General features: G+C 59.3%; 20 protein-coding genes. 17 read left to right on the top strand and 3 right to left on the bottom strand.

The window, feature by feature from the left end:
* Nucleotides 1-4: 4 nt before the first annotated feature.
* Nucleotides 5-463 (bottom strand): c-type cytochrome, encoded by a 459-nt coding sequence (locus AQ1_RS02545; RefSeq protein WP_313980760.1) that lies wholly within the window; start codon nt 461-463, stop codon nt 5-7.
* A 15-nt stretch (nt 464-478) separates the two neighbouring features.
* On the opposite strand from AQ1_RS02545, the gene AQ1_RS15045 reads away from it, so the two are divergent.
* The 8 genes from AQ1_RS15045 to AQ1_RS02510 all read left to right on the top strand — a co-directional run bounded on the left by AQ1_RS15045 (nt 479) and on the right by AQ1_RS02510 (nt 8,646).
* Complete coding sequence (locus AQ1_RS15045; protein ID WP_152550376.1) at nt 479-667, top strand: hypothetical protein; 189 nt, start codon at nt 479-481, stop codon at nt 665-667.
* Nucleotides 668-669: 2 nt separating this feature from the next.
* The gene (bchI, locus tag AQ1_RS02540; RefSeq protein WP_042083815.1) at nt 670-1,701 is read left to right on the top strand and encodes a magnesium chelatase ATPase subunit I; all 1,032 of its coding nucleotides are present in this window, start codon (nt 670-672) and stop codon (nt 1,699-1,701) included.
* On the top strand, nt 1,698-3,536 hold the full coding sequence (locus AQ1_RS02535; RefSeq protein ID WP_081837026.1) for a magnesium chelatase subunit D: 1,839 nt from the start codon (nt 1,698-1,700) through the stop codon (nt 3,534-3,536). The genes bchI and AQ1_RS02535 overlap by 4 nt, the downstream gene beginning before the upstream one ends.
* A gap of 1 nt (nt 3,537) precedes the next feature.
* Nucleotides 3,538-4,473 carry an alpha/beta fold hydrolase BchO gene (gene bchO, locus AQ1_RS02530; RefSeq protein WP_042083812.1) on the top strand — a complete coding sequence of 312 codons (936 nt, stop codon included), beginning with the start codon at nt 3,538-3,540 and terminating at the stop codon, nt 4,471-4,473.
* Nucleotides 4,474-4,552: 79 nt separating this feature from the next.
* Nucleotides 4,553-5,857 (top strand): DUF3422 family protein, encoded by a 1,305-nt coding sequence (locus AQ1_RS02525; protein WP_042083915.1) that lies wholly within the window; start codon nt 4,553-4,555, stop codon nt 5,855-5,857.
* A gap of 10 nt (nt 5,858-5,867) precedes the next feature.
* Nucleotides 5,868-7,394, top strand: a complete 1,527-nt coding sequence (locus AQ1_RS02520; protein ID WP_042083912.1) for a phytoene desaturase — start codon at nt 5,868-5,870, stop codon at nt 7,392-7,394.
* Complete coding sequence (locus tag AQ1_RS02515) at nt 7,375-8,421, top strand: phytoene/squalene synthase family protein (RefSeq protein ID WP_042083809.1); 1,047 nt, start codon at nt 7,375-7,377, stop codon at nt 8,419-8,421. The genes AQ1_RS02520 and AQ1_RS02515 overlap by 20 nt, the downstream gene beginning before the upstream one ends.
* 15 nt (nt 8,422-8,436) lie before the next feature.
* Complete coding sequence (locus tag AQ1_RS02510) at nt 8,437-8,646, top strand: hypothetical protein (RefSeq protein ID WP_042083807.1); 210 nt, start codon at nt 8,437-8,439, stop codon at nt 8,644-8,646.
* On the opposite strand, the gene AQ1_RS02505 is transcribed toward AQ1_RS02510, so the two are convergent.
* Together AQ1_RS02505 and crtD are read right to left on the bottom strand one after the other, a co-directional pair.
* Complete coding sequence (locus AQ1_RS02505; RefSeq protein WP_042083805.1) at nt 8,587-9,453, bottom strand: carotenoid 1,2-hydratase; 867 nt, start codon at nt 9,451-9,453, stop codon at nt 8,587-8,589. The genes AQ1_RS02510 and AQ1_RS02505 overlap by 60 nt on opposite strands.
* 35 nt (nt 9,454-9,488) lie before the next feature.
* Complete coding sequence (gene crtD / locus AQ1_RS02500) at nt 9,489-11,054, bottom strand: 1-hydroxycarotenoid 3,4-desaturase CrtD (protein WP_042083803.1); 1,566 nt, start codon at nt 11,052-11,054, stop codon at nt 9,489-9,491.
* A gap of 122 nt (nt 11,055-11,176) precedes the next feature.
* Between crtD and AQ1_RS02495 the strand changes: the two genes are divergently transcribed.
* The 9 genes from AQ1_RS02495 to pufL all read left to right on the top strand — a co-directional run bounded on the left by AQ1_RS02495 (nt 11,177) and on the right by pufL (nt 20,070).
* A complete protein-coding gene (locus tag AQ1_RS02495) occupies nt 11,177-12,067 on the top strand; it encodes a polyprenyl synthetase family protein (RefSeq protein ID WP_042083800.1) in 891 nt (296 codons plus the stop codon).
* On the top strand, nt 12,049-13,176 hold the full coding sequence (locus AQ1_RS02490) for a methyltransferase (RefSeq protein WP_042083798.1): 1,128 nt from the start codon (nt 12,049-12,051) through the stop codon (nt 13,174-13,176). The genes AQ1_RS02495 and AQ1_RS02490 overlap by 19 nt, the downstream gene beginning before the upstream one ends.
* Nucleotides 13,177-13,339: 163 nt before the next feature.
* Nucleotides 13,340-14,299, top strand: coding sequence for a chlorophyll synthesis pathway protein BchC (gene bchC / locus AQ1_RS02485; protein WP_042083796.1), 960 nt, complete (start codon nt 13,340-13,342; stop codon nt 14,297-14,299).
* On the top strand, nt 14,296-15,258 hold the full coding sequence (locus tag AQ1_RS02480; RefSeq protein WP_042083795.1) for a chlorophyllide a reductase iron protein subunit X: 963 nt from the start codon (nt 14,296-14,298) through the stop codon (nt 15,256-15,258). The genes bchC and AQ1_RS02480 overlap by 4 nt, the downstream gene beginning before the upstream one ends.
* Nucleotides 15,245-16,798, top strand: coding sequence for a chlorophyllide a reductase subunit Y (gene bchY / locus AQ1_RS02475; RefSeq protein ID WP_081837024.1), 1,554 nt, complete (start codon nt 15,245-15,247; stop codon nt 16,796-16,798). Before AQ1_RS02480 ends, bchY begins: the two co-directional genes overlap by 14 nt.
* Nucleotides 16,798-18,249, top strand: a complete 1,452-nt coding sequence (gene bchZ / locus AQ1_RS02470; RefSeq protein WP_042083793.1) for a chlorophyllide a reductase subunit Z — start codon at nt 16,798-16,800, stop codon at nt 18,247-18,249. The genes bchY and bchZ overlap by 1 nt, the downstream gene beginning before the upstream one ends.
* A gap of 408 nt (nt 18,250-18,657) precedes the next feature.
* Nucleotides 18,658-18,882, top strand: coding sequence for a light-harvesting antenna LH1, beta subunit (gene pufB / locus AQ1_RS02465; protein WP_042083791.1), 225 nt, complete (start codon nt 18,658-18,660; stop codon nt 18,880-18,882).
* 18 nt (nt 18,883-18,900) lie between these two features.
* Nucleotides 18,901-19,077, top strand: coding sequence for a light-harvesting antenna LH1, alpha subunit (gene pufA / locus AQ1_RS14810; protein WP_081837023.1), 177 nt, complete (start codon nt 18,901-18,903; stop codon nt 19,075-19,077).
* Between the two features lie 168 nt (nt 19,078-19,245).
* A complete protein-coding gene (pufL, locus tag AQ1_RS02460; RefSeq protein WP_042083789.1) occupies nt 19,246-20,070 on the top strand; it encodes a photosynthetic reaction center subunit L in 825 nt (274 codons plus the stop codon).
* The last annotated feature ends 3 nt before the right edge of the window (nt 20,071-20,073 follow it).

Genomic DNA, 20,073 nt, shown 5'->3' with positions numbered 1-20,073 from the left:
GCGTTCAGGACCCGGTTGCGGATTTAAGATAGGCAATCAGATCGGCGCGATCCTCTTCTTTGCGCAGGCCCGGAAAGGCCATGCGATTGCCGGGAATATAGGTTCGGGGATTTTCCAGATAAGCCGAAATGGTGTCTTCGCTCCACACGATCCCCGCGTCTTGCATCGCTTTGGAATAGGCAAAGCCTTCAACTGTGCCCGATGTGCGGCCAAAAACCCCATAAAGGCTGGGGCCGATCTTGCGGCCTTCGGGTTCCAGTACATGGCAAACCTGGCAGCGGGCAAACAGCTTTTCACCCTTCTCCACATCCTGCGCTGCAGCCGGGCGGCTGGCGATGAAAGCCAGGGCGATCAGAATGAAGGACAGAAAAGCCATCCTGCGCATCAGGGGCAGGCTGATTGTGGAAAAGTTTTTGGCAGTCGTTGTTTTAACGGGCATTTTATGGGACGGCGTGGAATACATAAAGGCGGCTCCCCAATGGTTTGGTTAAAGGTTTTGTTCATTGCACCCATGCAGCAGGCCAGTGTCAACGGTATGGGCCAGTTTTTTTACGCCCCTTTGGCGGCTTTGGATCATCTGGCCAAAAAAATCGGAGGCGCGCCCATAGCCCCCCCCTATAAAGCCCCCCTGCCCATAGCCCCCCTGCACCGGATCGGAGGATCATAACCATGGCACAGCCCTATCCCTTTTCAGCCTTGGTTGGTCAGGATGCGATGATCATGGGCCTTATTCTGGTCGCTGTCGATCCCCGGATCGGGGGCGTTTTGATCATGGGGGATCGGGGCACCGGTAAATCAACGGCGGTGCGGGCGATGGCCGGGCTTTTGCCAAAGATCGAGGTGGTGGTGGGCTGCCCCTATGGCTGCGCCCCCGATCCATCGCGGGGGCCATGCGCTGATGGCTGCCCGCGTCAGGCTAAATCCGCAGCCGTTAAAAGCCGGATGGTTCCGGTGCCGGTGGTGGATTTGCCCTTGGGGGTGACCGAAGATCGGGTGGTGGGGGCCCTTGATATTGAACGGGCGCTGACCAGTGGCGAGAAAAAATTTGAACCGGGCCTGCTCGCCCGCGCCAATCGCGGTTTTCTCTATATTGATGAGGTCAATCTTTTAGAAGATCACATCATCGATCTGTTGCTCGATGCCGCCGCATCGGGGGAAAATCTGGTGGAACGCGAAGGGCTGAGCATTCGCCACCCGGCGCGTTTTGTGCTCATTGGCTCGGGCAATCCTGAAGAAGGGGATTTAAGGCCACAGATGCTGGATCGATTTGGTTTGGCGGTGGATGTGGTCACCCCGCGCGATATTCCCACCCGGGTCGAGGTGGTTCGTCGCCGCGATGCTTATGAGCATGATCCCGAAGCCTTCATCAAGCGCTATCGCCCACGCGATGGCATTTTGCGCAAGAAAATCCTCGCTGCCCAAAGCCGCCTGCCCCAGATCACCGTGCCCGATGAGATGCTGGCGCTGGCGGCGGGCCTGTGTGTGGATCTGGGAACCGATGGCCTGCGGGGTGAACTGACCCTGATCCGGGTGGCCCGGGCTTTGGCGGCTTTTGAAGCCGATGATGTGGTGGGCCCCGATCATCTGCGGCGGATGGCACCGGCGGCGCTTGGCCATCGTTTGCGCCGGGATCCCTTGGATGATGCCGGTTCCGCCGCCCGGGTGGAGCGGGTGATTGCCGACCGCTTTGATGCCTTATGACCGCGCTGGGGGATGATGGGCCAGAGGGGATAGATCATCGCTGGCCGGATGCGATGACGGCGGCGGCTTTGCTGCTGATCGATCCGGTGGGCCTTGGCGGGGTGCATCTGCGCGCCCATCCCGGCCCGGTGCGGGATGCATGGCTGGCTGCCTTGCTGGAAATGGCGGCGGATGCGGGGATCATCATCAGGCCCTGTCCGGGCCAGATCAGTCAGGAGGCGCTGGCCGGGGGCTTGGATTTGATCGCTACCCTGAAAAGCGGCAAGCCGGTCCACAGCCCCGGCCTTCTGGCGCAAGCGGATGGCGGCCTCGTGCTGTTGCGGATGGCGGATCGGCTGCTGCCTTCGGTGGCGGGCCAGATCGCTGCCGCGATTGATCGTCTTGATGCACGCTTTGGGCTGGTGGCCATTGATGAACATGAAGAGGATGAAGAGCCAGCCCCGCTGGTGCTGAGAGATCGCTTGGGCATTCATCTGTATTTGGATGATCTCAGCCATCGTCAGATTGGCGGCGCCCCTTTTCATGAGGATGAAATCAGCGCCGCCCGCGCCCGACTTCAGGATGTAGAGGCGGCAGATGGCTTGATTCGTGATCTGTGCGAAACGGCGCAGGCCTTGGGGATTGCTTCGGTGCGGGCGGAAATACTGGCTTTGCGGGTGGCCCTGGCCGCCGCCGCTTTGGATGGCCGCATTATCAGCAATGATGAGGATGCAGCCCTTGCCGTGCGGCTGGTTTTATTGCCCCGGGCCACGCGCTTTCCGGCACCGGAAGATCGACAAGAGAGCGACCCGCCAGATGATGACCCCGCGACGCCACCAGATGAGGATCAAGCCCCCAGTGAGGCCCCCAGTGACGGCGCCCCCAATGAGACCCCCAGTGAGTCCTCCAGTGAACCCCCCACCGAGTCTCTTGGCGATGGCCGGGCCGAAGATCGCCTGCTCGATGCGGTGATGGCGCATCTGCAGCCCGATCTTTTGGCGGGCTTGCAAAAGGGGGCAGGTGATAAAGCCGCCAGCCGATCCCGGGGCGGGCAGCGGGCGGCGATGGCGAAAACCCTGTCTGTGCGCCGGGGTCGCCCGGTGGGGGTGCGCCCCGGTCTGCCCCGCGATGGCGCGCGTCTTGATCTTCTGGCCAGCCTGCGGGCCGCTGCACCCTGGCAGGCCCTGCGGCGCCAGGCCCTGCATAATCAGGCGGATCATGGGGGCGAGCAGGCGCATCGGGTGCTGATCCGACCCGATGATCTGCGCGTCATCCGTTATAAACAGCGCAGCGAAACCGCCACGATTTTTCTTGTGGATGCGTCCGGCTCGGCGGCGATGGAGCGGTTGGCCGAGGCCAAAGGCGCGGTGGAATTGTTGCTCGCCGATTGTTATATCCGCCGCGATCAGGTGGCGGTGATCGCCTTTCGCGGCACGGCTGCCGATATCATCCTGCCGCCCACCCGCTCTTTGGCCCGGGCCCGGCGATCCCTGGCGGGCCTGCCGGGGGGTGGCGGCACCCCTTTGGCTATGGGGCTTGAAGCCCTGTTGCAATTGGCAGGGCAGGTGCAAAAGGCCGGGCAGCGGCCGCTTCTGGTGGTGCTCACCGATGGCCGGGGGAATATTGATCGTGAGGGTTTGCCCGGGCGGGATCAGGCCAAGGCGGATGCCATGCTGGCAGCCCGGGCTTTGCGGCATTTTGGGGCGGCAGCCATATTGGTGGATACGGCCCGGCGCGCGGGCCTTGCGGCGCAGGAACTAGCGGCGGCCATGGGTGCGGATTATGTGTTTTTACCCCGCGCCGATGCAACATCGCTTTCGGATGTGGTGCAATATCATAATCGAAAGGGGGGCTGAAATGGTCTCGCCCTTTTTGCATTATCCTGATTTTTCCATCGAGGGGAAAAACTGGCCCCATCGCCGCCTTAGCCGTTTCGTCGATGTGGGCGGTTTTCGCTGGCATGTGCAGATGGCCGGGCCGCTGGAAAAGGGCTCGGACGTGGAAAGGCCGCCCCCGCCGGTGTTTTTGCTGCTGCACGGCACTGGCGCTTCAGGGCACAGCTTTGCCGATAGTTTTGCAGCCTTGGCACAGGATGCGGTGGTGATCATCCCCGATCTGCCCGGCCATGGCTTTACCCGCAGCCCCCATGGTTTCAAGATGACTTTGCCACAGATTGCGAAAGCCTTGGCGGATTTACTGGGGCATCTCGATCAGGTGCCAACACGGATCATCGGCCATTCGGCAGGGGCGGCGATTGCCTGCCAGATGGTTTTGGATCAGCGTGCAAATCCGGATCGGATCATCGCCATCAATGGGGCTTTGCGGCCTTATCAAAGCCGCTCTTTGCCGGTTTTTTCCCAATTTGCCCGGCTCACTGCGCGCTTTTTGGCGGAAAATCCGGTGATGCCCTCGCTTTTATCATGGCGCGGGCGATCCAAACGGGTGGTGGAGCAGTTAATTCTTGATACCGGCTCGCGCATATCCGCTGAGGGTCTCGCCCATTATCGTGCGCTCTTTTCCTGCTCGGGGCATGTGGCGGGGGCTTTATCGATGATGGCCCATTGGGATCTGGAGAGCCTGGAAAAGCAGCTTGCGCATTTATCCTGCCCGCTGATCCTGATCATCGGGGATGGGGATCGCGCCATTCCGCCCGATTATCAGGCCAAGCTGGCCATGATGGTGCCGCGCGCCCATCTGGTGCATCTGCCCGGATTGGGGCATCTGGCCCATGAGGAAGATCCCGATCAGATCATTGCCCTGATTGTGAGCGAGGATGAAGCTGTGGGGAATTGAATTTACATTTTCATCTGTCAGTCTATCATGACAGATATGGGTTTATGAAGCCGCGCTATGAGAAGGGATGAAAGAAGGCATGCAGATACCCGTCGATCATCCCGAACGCTTCAATCTCAATGATGAGGTTCATGCCCGCCCGCCGGAACCCTTGCCCACGCCCTGCCGGGTGTCTTATCTGGCGCTTTATACCGATTGGCATCTTGCGCCGTCCGATCTTGAACCGGTGACAGAACTGGCCCGGCGTTTTCAGGCCGTGGAGCCACGCCCTTCAAGCAATCATTATAGTGCCGATTTCGGGCGGTTTCGCCTGCGCTGGGAACGCCATACGGAATATACCCGCTATACCTTTATCGCGCCGGGGGTGGGGGAAGATCTGTTTGCCGAACCGGCGATCCAACTGGTGCCTGAAGATTGGCTGCAATCCTTGCCGGGGTCGGTTCTGGTGGCCAAACATGCAACCCTCGTGCGGCCAGAAGGGGCGCCATCCGATCCCGACCTGATCGCCGCCCGGTATTTTGGCGGCAATGTGCTTTTGGGTTCGGATGTGGGCGGGGGCGCTGCCACCGCTTTCAAGGATTTTCGCATTCATGGGGATCGGTTCAGCCGCCTTTTGATGATCAACCGATCCATGTCGGATCGTCAGGCGGGGCGGATGATGCAGCGCTTGTTTGAAATCGATAGCTACCGCTTGCTGGCCCTTCTCGCTTTGCCCACGGCGCAAAAGCTTGGCCCGATCCTGACGGAAAAAGAACATGATCTGGTCAGCATCATTTCCGCCATGGCCGAAGCCGGAGCGAAGGACGAGGGGAGCCTTCTTGATCGGCTCACCCGCTTGCAGGTGGAATTGGAACGGCGGATTTCCCTTAATAGCTATCGCTTTGATGCGGCGCGGGCCTATTATCAGCTTGTGAACCGGCGGATCGAGGAATTGCGCGAACAGCGCTATCCGGGCATCCAGAATCTGCGGGAATTTACCGAACGCCGCCTGCAACCGGCAATGAATACCTGCGAAACCATGGCCCGGCGGCAGCAATCCTTATCGGAACGGGTGGCGCGCACCACCCAGCTTTTATCGACCCGGGTGGATATTGATCGCCAGCAGCAAAATCAAAGCCTTTTGAAAACCATGAGCCGGCGCGCCCGCATTCAATTGCGGATGCAGCAAACGGTGGAAGGTCTCTCGGTTGCGGCCATCACCTATTATATCGTGGGGCTTGTGGGCTATCTGGCCAAGGGATTGCATGATTACGGGATTGCGATTGATCCTTCCGTGGTCACGGCGGCCTCGATCCCCTTCGTTTTGATCATTTTGCTGATCGGGGTGGGGCGATTGCGTCGCCATCTTTTCAAGGACGATACCGCAGGAGATCATCATGGATGATGGCCGGGCCATGGCGCCCCTTTCTTCTGAACCCATTGCGGGGCCGGGTTCTGATGCACCCCATGCCGTGGTGATCGGCAGCGGTTTTGGCGGCCTGGCGGCGGCGGTGCGTTTGGGTGCGCGGGGCTATCGCGTGACGATTGTGGAAAAATGCGATGGGCCGGGCGGCCGGGCGGCGGTGTTTCGTCAGGATGGCTTTGTGTTTGATGCCGGGCCCACCATTGTCACTGCGCCCTTTCTTTTCGAGGAATTATGGGCCCTATGCGGCAAAAAGCTTTCCGACGATGTGGATCTGCGGCCCATATCGCCTTTTTATCGTATTCGTTTCGATGATGGAACGATCTTTGATTATACAGGCGATCGTGAAGCCATGCGGGCAGAGATCGGGCGTTTTTCGCCTGAGGATGTTGCGGGCTATGATCGCTTCATGGCCTATAGCCAGCAGGTTTTTGAAATCGGTTTCGAGCAGCTTGGCGATGTGCCCTTCAGCCGGTTTCGCGATATGCTGAAAGTGGGCCCCGATCTGATCCGGCTGGGGGGCTATCGCAGCGTTTATCAGGCGGTCTCGCGCTTTATCAAAGATCCGCGCCTGCGCGTGGTTTTAAGCTTTCATCCCCTTTTGGTGGGGGGCAATCCCTTTACCACCACATCGGTTTATAATCTGATCGGCTTTTTGGAACATCATTGGGGCGTGCATTTTGCCATGGGCGGCACGGGCCGTTTGGTGGATGGCCTTGTGGGTTTGATCAAGGGTCAGGGCAATCACATCCGCTATGGCGCAGGGGTTGAAGAAATCCTTCTCGATGGCCGCTGGGCCTGTGGTGTGCGTTTGCAGGGTGGCGAGACCATCCGGGCCGATATCGTGGTTTCAAACGCCTGTTCCGCCAGCACCTATCGCACTTTACTGCCCGCCCATGCCCGCCGCCGCTGGACCAATCGCAAGATTGATCGGGCGCGCTATTCCATGAGCCTGTTCGTTTGGTATTTCGGGACCAAAAAGCGCTATGAAGATGTGCCCCATCATCAGATTCTTCTAGGGCCGCGCTATCGCGGGCTTTTACGCGATATTTTCAAAAGCCATCATCTGGCCAAGGATTTCAGCCTTTATCTCCATCGCCCCACGGCCACCGATCCCAGCTTAGCGCCTGCGGGCTGCGATGCGTTTTATGTGCTGTCGCCGGTGCCCCATCTGGATGGCCCCACCGATTGGCGGAGCATGGCCGAGCCTTATCGTCGATCCATCGAACAGGCTTTGGAACGCACGGTCCTGCCGGGCCTGTCGGATCAGGTCATCAGCTCGCGCCTGATGACCCCCCTTGATTTTCGCGATCAACTTTCCTCGCTCAAGGGGGCGGCTTTCGGGCTGGAACCGGTTCTGACCCAAAGCGCGTGGTTTCGTCCCCATAATCGCTCGGAAGATATTGAAAATCTGTTTCTGGTGGGGGCAGGCACCCATCCCGGGGCCGGGTTGCCCGGCGTTTTGACAACCGCAAAAATCCTCGACAAGGTGGTGCCCGATGCGCAGACCTTCGCTTGATCCCGGCCATGCCAGCCCTGCCGATCATGCCCGCTGCCGGGCCTTATTGCGGCGGGGGTCCCATTCTTTTCATGCCGCAACAACTCTTTTGCCCTTAGCCGTGCGTCAGCCGGTTACGGTTTTATATGCCTTTTGCCGACTGGCCGATGATGGCATCGATCATGCCGTGCATGGCGGCGCGGCCCTTGCCCGGCTGCATGATCGCCTTGATCATGCCTATGCCGGTCGCCCTTTGCCCCATCCGGTGGATCGCGCTTTTGCGGATCTGGTGGCCCATCATCAATTGCCAAGGGGTCTTTTTGAGCTGCTGTTTGAAGGGTTTTTGTGGGATGTGGCGGGCCGATCCTATGAGGATCTTGATGATGTGTGTGCCTATGGGGTGCGGGTGGCGGGCACGGTCGGGGCTTTGATGGCCCTGTTGATGGGGGTGCGTTCCGCCGATCAGATCGCCCGTGCCTGCGATCTGGGGGTGGCCATGCAATATAGCAATATTGCCCGCGATGTGGGCGAGGATGCCATTGCCGGGCGGCTTTATCTGCCCCGCCTTTGGCTGGCAGAAGCGGGGATCGATGCGGAAGGCTGGCTGGCCAGCCCGGTGATGGATGATCGCATCAAAGGGGTGATCCGCCGCTTGCTCGATGAAGCGGCGCGGCTTTATGCCCGGGCCGATGGCGGCATTGCGCTTTTGCCCCGGGAATGCCGCACCAGCATTTATGCGGCGCGCTATATCTATGCCGATCTGGGCCGCCGGATTGCCGCCAATGGCTATGATTCGATCACGGTGCGGGCGGTGGTGCCGCCGGGGCGTAAATTGGCCCTGATCGGGCGCAGTATGTTGGCCAATCTGGGATTGAGGCCGCGATCATCTGATGGGGAAAATGCCCCATTACCGGCCGCTTATGCGCCGATGCTGGCCAGCCTCAAGGGATATGAGACCGGTGAATTTGGCACGGATGGCGGACCGGATCGTTTGGGCTGGGTTCTGGCCCTGATGGAGCGTCAGGCCCTGCGGACCCGCCAATTTTAAGGATGGGGAGCGATCATGGATGGCCAATGGTTGTTTCTGGCAGAGATGATCCTGACCTTTGTGCTGGTGTTGGGCTTTGGGTTTCGCGAATTATGGCTTTTGCGCAAGGATCGTTTGGCCAAAGAAAAGCCGCCGGAAACCGGGCCTGAAAATCCACAGGAAACCTCATCCCCACCATTGCCCGCGCGGCATTCTAAAGGGCAGCATGGCCCGCACGATGGGTGATCGAAACCGGTCGAGATCAAGGCTTTCATGAACGGCAATCGCCCGCTGGCCAAAAAGCGGCACATCAAGGATCGAGCGGGTGTAGAAGGGCGAATCTTCAAGGGTGCGCAGGCAGGTGGCCGCAGCCCCCCGATCACTGCGGGTGAGCCGCCGCATCCGCCAGCCGCTGGTGGGGAGTCGGGTTAAAGGCGGTGGGGCAAAAGTTTCGGTGCTGCCATCTTCATGATAGCGCAGGGCGAGCGCGTGACGGCTGCCATCGCGGCGCAAAAGATCATAGAAAACAATGCTTTCCTGATCAAGCCGGGCGCGCGACCATTGCCATTGGCGAAAGGCTCGCTCTAAAGGTTCCGTGCCCCGGTTCATGTCGCAATAGCCATGGCCGGTCCAGTGCATCCGGGGTTCGTCCATCTCGATTTTCACCCGCATATGGGGATTGAGCGGTCGCCATTGATGGCGGCCATGGGGATCAAGATCATGAAAAGGCCCAAAGGATGCGGGCAGGGGAATGGTGATCCGGCCCCGGATGGGCCGCCGCCATGGGGTGCTGGTTTCATGAAGATCGGCGATCAGGGCCGTGGGGGTGAAACGCAGGCTGCTTTGATCGATGCGCAGGCATTGGGGGCTGGTTTCCAGCCGGTCAGCGCGGCGTTCGGTCATCGCCCAATAGCGTTTTTTGCCATCATAAAGGGCAATGTTAAAGGCGCAGTGATTTTCCGGCCGCTGCCAGCCAGCCCACGCATAATAGGGCGAGAACACACTGCCGATAAAAACGATGAGGGTAAGGCCATAGCGCCCATCTTCGCTCAAGGCATCGCAATAATACCACAGATAGCCGCCATCCTTCAGGGGCTGGTCAAATCCCGGCCCTCGTGATCCCTGATCAGCGCTTTGGCCGCCATCAGCCCCGAAAGGGCGGCCATCGGCACCCCCGGCCCCGGATGCACGCTCCCCCCCGCCAGATACAGCCCCGGACAGGCCGTTTTCACCCCCGGCCTTTGGAACGAGGCCCGCCAGCCATGAGACACCGGGCCATAAAGCGCCCCGCCGGTGGCCGGATAAAGGGCCGCAAAATCCTGCGGGCTGGTGGTTTCCACCCATTGGGGATTGTTGAGTTCCAGCCCACAGGCTTCCAATCGGCGACGCATCCGCTCTTCGCATCCTTTGATCTCCTCCTCATCATAGGTTTTCTGATCGCCATTGGCCGGGGCATTGATCAGACAGAACAGCCGCTCGCTGCCATGCGCATTATTTGAATGTGTGGGCTGGTCATCGCTCAGGCTGCGATCTTGCGCACACAGATAAACCGTTGGATCATGGGGTACGGCTTTCTGGCGGAAAAGCTGATCAAATTCGCGGCCATAATCATCGGAAAAACAAACCATATGATGATGGAGGGGACCACCCTCGATTCGCCCCAGCATCGACCATGTGAGCGCCGATAAAGATCGCCCGGCGCGGGCTTTTTCCGGCGCAAGCTTTGGTAGAGCCTTTTTCATTTCGTTTCCGAAATAACCTGATTGCAGGGCTGTTTTATCGCCATTGAACAAGATCATATCCGCCGTCATGCTCTGCTGCGATCCTTGATGGTTGATGAGAATTTCATAGCCCCCCCCGCCTTTGGATTTCGGCCCCCTTGGGCGGATGGCCGTGACCTCATGGTGCGGGCAGAAGATGGCCCCCGCCTTGATGGCCCGTTCGCCAAGGACATGGGCCAGCGCCGCCATGCCGCCCTTGATCTGCCATACGCCTTTTTGTTCGGCATGGGCCACCAGCATCAGGGTGGCCGGGGCGGCATAGGGCGACGACCCGCAATAGGTGGCATAGCGGCCAAAAAGCTGTTGCAGCCGGGGATCGCGAAATTGCCGGGCCAGACTGTCCCCATAGCGGGCAAAGGGCGAGATCGCCAGCAGATCGGCCATGCCCTTGGCCCCACCGTGCAATCCCGCCCCGATAAGCCCGGATAAGCTTGGTTTGGGTTGGCGCATGAAGCTGTGATCCAGCGTTTCAAAGCAGCGCTTTGATTGGGCAGCAAAGGCTTGATAGGCGCGGGCATCGGCGGCCCCCGCGAAATCGCCAATGGCATCGCAGGTGCGTTGGGGATCGGCATGAAGATCGAGCCGCGCCCCGCCCGACCAGAAATGCCGGGCCAGAACAGAAGCCGGTTCAAGGCTGAGATGATCATCAAGAGATAAGCCCGCATAAGCAAAGATTTCATCGAACACCGCCCGCAGGGTAAAGACCGTGGGGCCGCTATCGATGGGCCGCCCGCCGCCATCAAGGCTGCGGATCTTGCCCCCCGCCACGGGCTGGCGTTCCAGAATGGTGACCGCATAGCCCCGGGAGGCGAGGACCAAAGCCGCGCTCAAGCCGCCAATCCCGGCGCCGATGATGATCACTGATGCGGCCATGGATGCTCCTGATCCGTGTTTTTCGCCTGATGCGTCTCTTATGTCTATACTAATTGACAATAATATGTGACTATAAAATCTGACAGTGAAGCATGACCAGTCCATTGCGCAGGAGAGGCCGGATGGATCCGATGCACCAAATCGAAGCAACCTTAATGCGGGCTCTGGATCGCGGTGAAGGCCCGGGGGCCCCGCCGCGCTTGGGTGCGGCGATGCGCCATGCGGTTTTTCCCGGCGGGGCGCGCATTCGCCCCCGCTTGTGCCTTTCGGTGGCCCGGGCGTGCAGCCCGGCACCAAAGCCCGATCATCAGGATGCGCCCATCATGTTTGGGGCCGCCAGCGCGATCGAGCTGTTGCATTGTGCGTCTTTGGTTCATGATGATCTCCCCTGTTTTGATGATGCGGCCATGCGCCGGGGCAAGCCATCGGTGCATGTGGCCTTTGACGAGCGCCTGGCGGTTTTGGCCGGGGATGCGCTGATCGTGATGGCCTTCGAGATTTTAGCGGTCGAGGCCGCAGCCCGGCCCGAGCGCTTATCGGCGCTGTTGAGCATTTTGGCCCGATCGGTTGGGATGCCTTTGGGCATTGCCGCAGGGCAGGCGTGGGAATGCGAGCCCCATGCCGATCTTTCGGCCTATCAGCAGGCAAAAACCGGGGCCTTGTTTGCGGCGGCCAGCCTGTCCGGGGCGGTGGCAGTGGGCTTTGAGGCCGATCAGGGGTGGCGCGATTTTGGCGAGCGTTTGGGCGAGGCTTTTCAGGTGGCCGATGATATTCGCGATGTGGCGGGTTCCGCCGAGCAGGAAGGCAAGCCGGTGGGCCAGGATGATGCTTTGGGTCGGCCCAATGCCGCCTTGGCCCTTGGCCTGCCGCGCGCGGTTGAAAGGCTGGAACATCTGATTGCCAGCGCCATCGATCAGATCCCCTTTTGCCCGGGCCGGGCCGTTTTATGTGCTGAAATCCGGGCTGTTACCCGCAGCTTCCTGCCGCAAATGATCTGGGAAGTAGCCCACTGAACCCGTGGCTTCATCGCCTGCGCAATCGGCTTTTAGCCAGTCGCCGCTTTCGTTTTCAGGCAGCGCGCTTTCCCCTCACCCGGCCGATTGCCCGCAAAAGGGCGGCGGCGCTTTTCGATCTGTGCGCGGGCTTTGTTTATTCCCAGATTCTGGCGGCTTTGGTCGCCCTTGATCTGTTTGAGCAATTGGCGGATGGCCCGGTGTCGCTGCAGGCGCTGGCCCGCGCCAATGGGCTTGAGATCGAAGCCGCCCGGCGGCTTTTGGATGCCGGGGCTGCCCTTGATCTGATTGATCGGGTTGAGGGTGAGTCTTATGCTTTGGGGGGCCTGGGGGCGAGCCTTGTGGGGGATCGGGGCCTGCTGGCGATGATCGCCCATCATGATATGCTGTATCGCGATCTGGCCGATCCCGTGGCCCTGTTTCGCAATCCGCAGCACGGCACCGAACTGGGCGCTTTCTGGGCCTATGCCCAAAAGGGCGGGGGTGCGTATCACCCAAAGCCGGATGCCCAAGCGGTTGCCCGCTACAGCGCCTTGATGGCCGCATCCCAGGATATGATCGCTGAACAGGTGCTGGCCGCTTATCCCGTGCACAGGCATCAGGTGATTCTTGATGTGGGTGGGGGCGAGGGGGTGTTTTTGGCGCATGTCGCCCAAAAAACCCGGGATGCCCGCTTGATCCTTTTTGATTTGCCCGATGTGGCGGCCCGGGCGCGCGATGCCCGATCCGATCTGGTGGTCGCCCAAAAGCTGTCTTGCGTGGGCGGTGATTTTACCCGCGATCCCTTGCCAAAGGGAGCTGATCTCATCTGTTTCGTGCGCATTTTGCATGATCATGAAGATGCGATCGTAGAGCGGCTTTTGGCCGCCGCCTATGAAGCCCTGCCCCCGGGGGGGCGCCTTTTGCTGGCCGAGCCAATGGCCGATACAAAGGGCGCGCGGGCGATGGGCGATGCCTATTTCGGCATTTATCTGCTGGCCATGGGGCAAGGCAAACCGCGCCGGGCGGATCGCCTGAAGGCGATGCTGGCCACCGCCGGATTTAGCCAAATCGCCGAGAAAAAAACCGCTCAGCCCATGATCACCCGGCTTTTGCTGGCCCGGAAATAATCCTCATCCTCGGGGTTTCGTGAAATATGGCATGGCCATGCGTCATATAAAGTTGACAAATCAAACTGTCACTTTAAACTTACACACAGAAAGCCGATTCCCTGATCAAGCCCGTGCAGGCATGGGCATCACAGCAGGAACAGGCTGAAGGAGCGAAAACAAGATGGAGAGCATGGCAATCGTTCTGGAAAAACCAAAGGAGCTGGGCTTGCGGGCCCTGCCATTGGTTGATCCCAATGATGCCGATCTTGTGGTTGAAACCCGCTATAGCGGCATCAGCACCGGCACCGAACGGCTTTTGTGGAGCGGCGACATGCCCGATTTTCCCGGCATGGGCTATCCTCTGGTGCCGGGTTATGAGTCGGTCGGCCATGTTCTGGAGGCCGGATCGGCCACCGGATATAAGGCGGGCGATGCGGTTTTCGTTCCCGGGGCCAATTGCTTTGGCGATGTCAGGGGCCTGTTTGGGGGGACCGCTTCGCATCTGGTGGTTGCCGCTGATCGCTGTATTTCCCTGAGCAAAGAGCGGGTGGGCGTCGATCTGGGGGAACAGGGCATTTTGATAGCTCTGGCCGCCACCGCCTATCATGCCATCTTCCCCAAACAGACAGCGGAACCGCTGCCCGATCTGATCATCGGGCATGGGGTTCTGGGCCGCCTGATCGCCCGGCTGGCGGTGCAGGCCGGCGGCAATCCCAAGGTATGGGAATTGGATGCGGGCCGCCGCGGGGGCGGGATGGGTTATCAGGTGGTGCATCCCGATGGTGACCCGAAAACCGATTATCACAGTATTTGCGATGTCAGCGGCGATAGCGCCATTCTGGATCGCCTGATTGCCCGGCTCGCTCCGGGCGGCATCATCAATCTGGCCGGATTCTATGCCCTGCCTTTATCCTTTTCCTTTCCCCCCGCCTTTATGCGCGAAGCCCGTTTGCGGATCGCGGCGCAATGGACGCCTGATGATCTGGCGGCGGTCATGACCCTGATTTCATCGCGGGCTTTATCCCTTGATGATCTGATCACCCATCGGACCGACTTGCGTCAGGCCGATGATGCCTACCGGACCGCGTTCGGCGATCCGGCATGCCTTAAAATGATATTGGATTGGAGGTCCATCAGATGAGCCCGCTCGATAGTTTTCACGAGTCCGAGCCGCCGGTGGGAAACCGTTCGGATAAAAAAACCCAGGTGATTGCCATTTATGGCAAGGGTGGAATCGGCAAGAGTTTTACCCTTGCCAATCTGTCTTATATGATGGCGCAGCAGGGCAAACGGGTTTTGCTGATTGGCTGCGATCCCAAAAGCGATACCACATCACTGCTCTTTGGCGGACGAAGCTGCCCCACCATCATTGAAACATCGTCAAAGAAAAAGCTGGCTGGCGAAGATGTGGCCATCGGCGATGTGTGCTTCATGCGCGATGGGGTTTTTGCCATGGAATTGGGCGGCCCCGAAGTGGGGCGCGGCTGTGGCGGACGCGGCATCATTCATGGGTTCGAGCTTTTGGAAAAGCTGGGATTTCATGAATGGGATTTCGATTATGTGCTGCTCGATTTTCTGGGGGATGTGGTGTGCGGCGGCTTTGGCCTGCCGATTGCCCGGGATCTGTGCCAGAAGGTGATCGTGGTGGCCTCCAATGATCTGCAATCCCTTTATGTGGCCAATAATGTGTGCTCGGCGGTGGATTATTTCCGCAATCTGGGCGGCAATGTGGGGGTCGCGGGGTTGGTCATCAATAAGGATGATGGCACCGGCGAAGCGCAGGCTTTTGCCGAAACCGTTGGCATTCCGGTTCTCGCCGCCATTCCTCAGGATGAGGATATCCGCCGTAAATCGGCCAATTATCAGATCGTTGGCAAGCCCGGCGGCCCCTGGGCTTCCTTGTTTGAAGATCTGGCCGAGCAGGCGGCATCGGCGCGGCCGCTTCGCCCCACGCCTTTGGATCAGGATGGCCTTCTTGACCTGTTTTCCGCCGATAGCGTTGGCCGCGATGTGGTGCTGAAGCCTGCAACCCTTGCCGATATGTGCGGCGGCGAAGTGAAAATCAAACCCTCGCTGGAGGTGATTTATGAAAAAGTCTGATCCGGCAGGCCCGGGCGGACTGGCTCAGATCGATCCGCCCCCGGCTAAGTCTGAAGACCCGGCAGCCGAGGCATCATGCCATAATGGTGCTGAAAAAATGCGGGCAAAAGCAAAGGCGGCGGGCAACAGCGCCGTGCTTGAACGCTATGCCGCCGATTATCCGGCTGGCCCTCATGATAAGCCCCAAAGCATGTGCCCGGCTTTTGGCAGCCTGCGGGTGGGTTTGCGGATGCGGCGTACGGCCACGGTTTTATCCGGCTCGGCCTGCTGTGTTTATGGGCTGACCTTCACATCGCATTTTTACGGGGCCCGGCGCACCGTGGGTTATGTGCCGTTCAATTCGGAAACGCTGGTCACCGGCAAGCTTTTTGAAGATATCAAGGACGCCGTCCACGATCTCGCCGATCCGGCGCTTTATGATACCATCATCGTCACCAATTTATGTGTGCCCACGGCTTCGGGCGTGCCTTTGCGCCTGCTGCCCAAATCGATCAATGGCGTGCGGGTGGTGGGGATCGATGTTCCCGGTTTTGGGGTGCCCACCCATGCCGAGGCCAAGGATGTGCTGGCCGGGGCCATGCTTGCTTATGCCCGCGCCGAAATCATGAGCGGGCCGGTACAGTCCCCGGAAAGTCGCCGCGAAGATCTGCCCACCATCACCTTGCTGGGCGAGATGTTTCCCGTTGATCCTATGAGCATCAATCAATTGCTTGAACCCATGGGGCTGGCCGCCGGACCGGTGGTGCCAACGCGAGAATGGCGGGAATTATACAGCGCCCTCGATTGCGCGGCGGTGGCCGCCATTCATCCCTTTTACACGGCTTCGGTGCGCGAGTTTGAAGCCGCTGGCCGCCCGGTATTCGGTTCGGCCCCGGTGGGTGTGGATGGCACGGCCGCCTGGCTTGAAGCGGCTGCGGGTCTGTGCGGGATTGCGCCGGATAAACTGGCGCAGGCGCAAAACAAGGCCTTGCCCGCGATCCGTGCGGCTTTGGCCGATCATCCCATCAAGGGCCGGATCACCCTTTCGGGCTATGAGGGATCGGAATTGCTGGTTGCCCGCCTGCTGATCGAAAGCGGGGCCGATGTGCGCTATGTGGGCACGGCCTGCCCGCGCACGCCCTGGTCGGATGATGATCGCGATTGGCTGCTGGCAAAGGGTGTTGAGATTGGCTATCGCGCTTCATTGGAGCAGGATCTGGCGGCCATGGAGGCTTTTGAACCGGATCTCGCCATCGGGACCACCCCGGTGGTGCAAAAAGCCAAAGAGCGCGGCATTCCCGCCCTTTATTTCACCAATCTCATCTCGGCCCGGCCATTGATGGGCCCGGCGGGGGCAGGATCGCTGGCGCAGGTGGTGACGGGGGCCATGGGGAATAAGGATCGCTTCGATGTGATGGAGCGGTTTTTTGAAGGTGTGGGCACTGGCCATGCCGCAGGCATCTGGGAAGATACCCCCCGCCTGCCCGCCAAAGCCGCGCCATCCAAAGCAAAGCCGGCCGAGCGGACCACCGGCAGCATCATCGATGCGGAGGTGGGCTGATGCTTGTTCTCGATCATGATCGCGCGGGCGGCTATTGGGGCTCGGTTTATGTTTTTTCTGCGATCAAGGGATTGCAGGTGATCATTGATGGCCCGGTGGGCTGTGAAAATCTGCCCGTCACATCGGTTTTGCATTATACCGATGCCCTGCCGCCCCATGAATTGCCCATCGTTGTCACCGGTTTGGGCGAAGATGAGCTTGGCCAGCATGGCACCGAAGATGCGATGCGCCGGGCCCATAAAACCCTTGATCCCGATCAGCCTGCGGTGGTGGTGACCGGCTCGATTGCCGAGATGATCGGCGGCGGGGTGACTCCCCAAGGCACCAATATTCAAAGATTTTTGCCGCGCACCATCGATGAGGATCAGTGGCAGAGCGCGGATCGCGCGATGAACTGGCTGTGGACCCAATATGGCGCGAAGGGCGGCAAGATGCCCAAGCCCAAAAAACGCGCCGAGGGGGATAAGCCCAAAGTCAATATCATCGGCCCGATCTATGGCAGCTTCAATATGCCATCGGATCTGGCGGAAATCCGCCGCCTTGTTGAAGGCATCGGGGCCGAGGTTTCGATGGTGTTCCCGCTGGGTTCGCATCTGTCGGATGTGAAGCGGCTGGTGGATGCGGATGTCAATATCTGTCTTTATCGCGAATTTGGCCGCCTGTTGTGTGAATCCCTTGAAAAGCCCTATTTGCAGGCACCCATCGGCCTGCACAGCACCAGCAAATTTCTTCGAACTTTGGGGGAATTGCTCGGTCTTGATCCCGAACCCTTCATCACTCGTGAAAAGAACACGACCCTGAAGCCGATCTGGGATTTGTGGCGGTCGGTGACCCAGGATTTTTTTGCCACCGCCAATTTCGGCATTGTCGCCACCGATACCTATAGCCGGGGCGTGCGCAATTTCCTTGAAGAGGAAATGGGCCTGCCCTGCTGCTTCAGTTTTTCAAGGGTGGCCGGGCAAAAGCCCGATAATGCCGCCGTGCGCGAAGCGATTGCCCGCACCGCTCCGGTGATGGTGTTCGGCAGCTATAATGAACGCATGTATATCGCCGAGCGGGGCGGACGGTCGGCCTATATTCCGGCGTCTTTTCCCGGCGGGATCATCCGGCGGCATACCGGCACGCCTTTCATGGGATATTCCGGTGCCTGCTATCTGGTGCAGGAAGTCTGCAACGCATTGTTTGATGTGCTGTTTCATATTCTGCCTTTGGCCAAGGATATGGATGGCGGCACCCCAACTCCGGCCAAGCTGCGGAAAAATGTGGATTGGGAACAGGAAGCCCGCGCCCTGCTCGATAGCCTGGTGGCGGAACATTCCGTGCTGACCCGCATATCGGCAGCCCGCCGTTTGCGCGATGTGGCCGAAAGGCTGTGTCGGGAACAGGGTGATGAGCAGGTGACGGTCGAGACCGTTTTGAGTGCGAAAACACAGATGTCCGGCGCTTTTTAAGCATTGGGCCACCGGTGCGGCATGGGCCCGCCGGAAACAGGACGAGGGAGAGTGAAATGGTTGATCTAGCACAAACAGGACCGGCGGTAAGTGATGACCGACGCCGTGATGTTCTGGCCATGCGGCTCACCCTTTATGCCACCTTCTGGATATTTCTTTTGGCAGTTTTGCTTGCGCGGGTGGTTTCACCCTTTACCGCGCGAGCCCAGGAACACGGCCCCCGCCGCACGGTTTTCCGTGAGGCGCGGGAGAAAGCACTTGCGTGCATACCTTATGCTTTCATGTCGTGGTAGGGGCGCATTTTCGGGCAATGGGATGATCGGCGCCCCGATCTTTGACGACCCCCATCCCTTTGTCACCCGTGCGGATGTCCGCACAAGGCTGCGGCCTTAAAAAGGAGAGAAACGAATGAGTACAACACCAGGAGGCGGCTCCCTATCGGGGCTGTCTGAAGATGAGGCGAAGGAATTTCATCGCATCTTCATGCAAAGCTTCATCCTGTTCACCGTGATTGCCATCATTGCGCATGTTCTTGTGTGGATGTGGCGTCCGTGGCTGCCCGGCGAAGGCGGATATAGTTCGCTTATGGAAGGCGCTCAGCTTGCCTTAACCGCATTGCCGATTTTCGGCTGATCACAAGGAGGACGCATCATGTGGCGCGTTTGGCTTTTATTCGATCCAAGACGGTCTTTGATCGCTTTGTTCGTGTTTTTATTCGTGCTGGCGATTTTGATTCATTTCATCTTGCTCAGCACCGATCGGTTCAACTGGATCGAAGGTCCGGCAGCTTCGGCCATGCAGGTAGCACGTATGGCGGGCTTTGCCTGATCAAAGGATCGCAGGATCTGATCGGGTATCTGGCCCCAAAGGGGCCGCAGAAAACGTCAACGGGCGGCACGGTGTGGCACAGATGTGCCCCCGGCCCGTTGCCACCCCATGAAACGGTATAAGCGAGCGTAATTGCACGATTGCTTTGACAGATCGGAGATAGCAACCATGGCTTTGCTCAGTTTCGAGAGAAAATATCGCGTGCGTGGTGGAACGTTGGTTGGCGGCGATCTGTTCGACTTTTGGTTCGGACCGTTTTATGTCGGCTTTTTTGGCATCACCACCCTCTTTTTTACGGCCTTGGGAACCGCCCTCATCGTTTATGGGGCGGCTTTGGGGCCCACCTGGAATTTGTGGCAGATCAGTATCGCGCCGCCGGATCTGGAATATGGCCTGGGCCTTGCCCCGCTCAAGGAAGGCGGGCTTTGGCAGGTCATCACTATTTGCGCAATCGGGTCCTTTGTTTCATGGGCTTTGCGCGAAGTGGAAATCTGCCGAAAGCTGGGGATTGGTTATCATGTGCCCATCGCCTTTGGCTTTGCCATTTTCGCTTATGTGACTTTGGTGGTTTTCAGGCCGCTTTTGCTGGGTGCCTGGGGGCATGGTTTTCCCTATGGCATTATTTCGCATCTCGATTGGGTGTCCAATGTGGGCTACCAATATCTGCACTTCCACTATAATCCCGCCCATATGATCGCCGTCAGCTTCTTTTTCGCCACGACATTTGCCCTGGCGCTGCACGGCTCCCTGATCTTGTCGTCCACCAATCCGCGCAAAGGCGAACCGGTGAAAACGGCAGAGCATGAAAACACCTTTTTCCGGGATGTCATGGGATATTCCATCGGGCCGCTGGGCATTCACCGCCTGGGCCTGTTTCTGGCGCTGAGTGCGGGATTCTGGAGCGCCGTTTGCATTGTCATCAGTGGTCCTTTCTGGACACGCGGATGGCCGGAATTCTGGGATTGGTGGCTGAAGCTGCCGGTATGGTCCTGAGGG

This window comes from Iodidimonas nitroreducens, assembly GCA_000710935.1.
Taxonomy (GTDB): Bacteria; Pseudomonadota; Alphaproteobacteria; order Sphingomonadales; family Rhodothalassiaceae; genus Iodidimonas; species Iodidimonas nitroreducens.
The sequence above is the reverse complement of the archived record's forward strand: the minus strand, read 5'-3'. Positions and strand labels throughout refer to the sequence as shown.

What these genes read in the sequence shown, in the direction of transcription:
- AQ1_RS02535 (WP_081837026.1), top strand. Translation starts at nt 1,698, where the DNA reads ATGACCGCGCTGGGGGATGATGGGCCAGAGGGGATAGATCATCGCTGG.
- AQ1_RS02545 (WP_313980760.1), bottom strand. Translation starts at nt 463, where the DNA reads ATGTATTCCACGCCGTCCCATAAAATGCCCGTTAAAACAACGACTGCC.
- AQ1_RS15045 (WP_152550376.1), top strand. Translation starts at nt 479, where the DNA reads ATGGTTTGGTTAAAGGTTTTGTTCATTGCACCCATGCAGCAGGCCAGT.
- pufA (WP_081837023.1), top strand. Translation starts at nt 18,901, where the DNA reads ATGTGGCGCGTTTGGCTTTTATTCGATCCAAGACGGTCTTTGATCGCT.
- bchY (WP_081837024.1), top strand. Translation starts at nt 15,245, where the DNA reads ATGAAAAAGTCTGATCCGGCAGGCCCGGGCGGACTGGCTCAGATCGAT.
- bchI (WP_042083815.1), top strand. Translation starts at nt 670, where the DNA reads ATGGCACAGCCCTATCCCTTTTCAGCCTTGGTTGGTCAGGATGCGATG.
- AQ1_RS02480 (WP_042083795.1), top strand. Translation starts at nt 14,296, where the DNA reads ATGAGCCCGCTCGATAGTTTTCACGAGTCCGAGCCGCCGGTGGGAAAC.
- bchZ (WP_042083793.1), top strand. Translation starts at nt 16,798, where the DNA reads ATGCTTGTTCTCGATCATGATCGCGCGGGCGGCTATTGGGGCTCGGTT.
- bchC (WP_042083796.1), top strand. Translation starts at nt 13,340, where the DNA reads ATGGAGAGCATGGCAATCGTTCTGGAAAAACCAAAGGAGCTGGGCTTG.
- pufB (WP_042083791.1), top strand. Translation starts at nt 18,658, where the DNA reads ATGAGTACAACACCAGGAGGCGGCTCCCTATCGGGGCTGTCTGAAGAT.
- AQ1_RS02515 (WP_042083809.1), top strand. Translation starts at nt 7,375, where the DNA reads ATGCGCAGACCTTCGCTTGATCCCGGCCATGCCAGCCCTGCCGATCAT.
- AQ1_RS02525 (WP_042083915.1), top strand. Translation starts at nt 4,553, where the DNA reads ATGCAGATACCCGTCGATCATCCCGAACGCTTCAATCTCAATGATGAG.
- pufL (WP_042083789.1), top strand. Translation starts at nt 19,246, where the DNA reads ATGGCTTTGCTCAGTTTCGAGAGAAAATATCGCGTGCGTGGTGGAACG.
- AQ1_RS02495 (WP_042083800.1), top strand. Translation starts at nt 11,177, where the DNA reads ATGGATCCGATGCACCAAATCGAAGCAACCTTAATGCGGGCTCTGGAT.
- bchO (WP_042083812.1), top strand. Translation starts at nt 3,538, where the DNA reads ATGGTCTCGCCCTTTTTGCATTATCCTGATTTTTCCATCGAGGGGAAA.
- AQ1_RS02510 (WP_042083807.1), top strand. Translation starts at nt 8,437, where the DNA reads ATGGATGGCCAATGGTTGTTTCTGGCAGAGATGATCCTGACCTTTGTG.
- AQ1_RS02520 (WP_042083912.1), top strand. Translation starts at nt 5,868, where the DNA reads ATGGCGCCCCTTTCTTCTGAACCCATTGCGGGGCCGGGTTCTGATGCA.
- crtD (WP_042083803.1), bottom strand. Translation starts at nt 11,054, where the DNA reads ATGGCCGCATCAGTGATCATCATCGGCGCCGGGATTGGCGGCTTGAGC.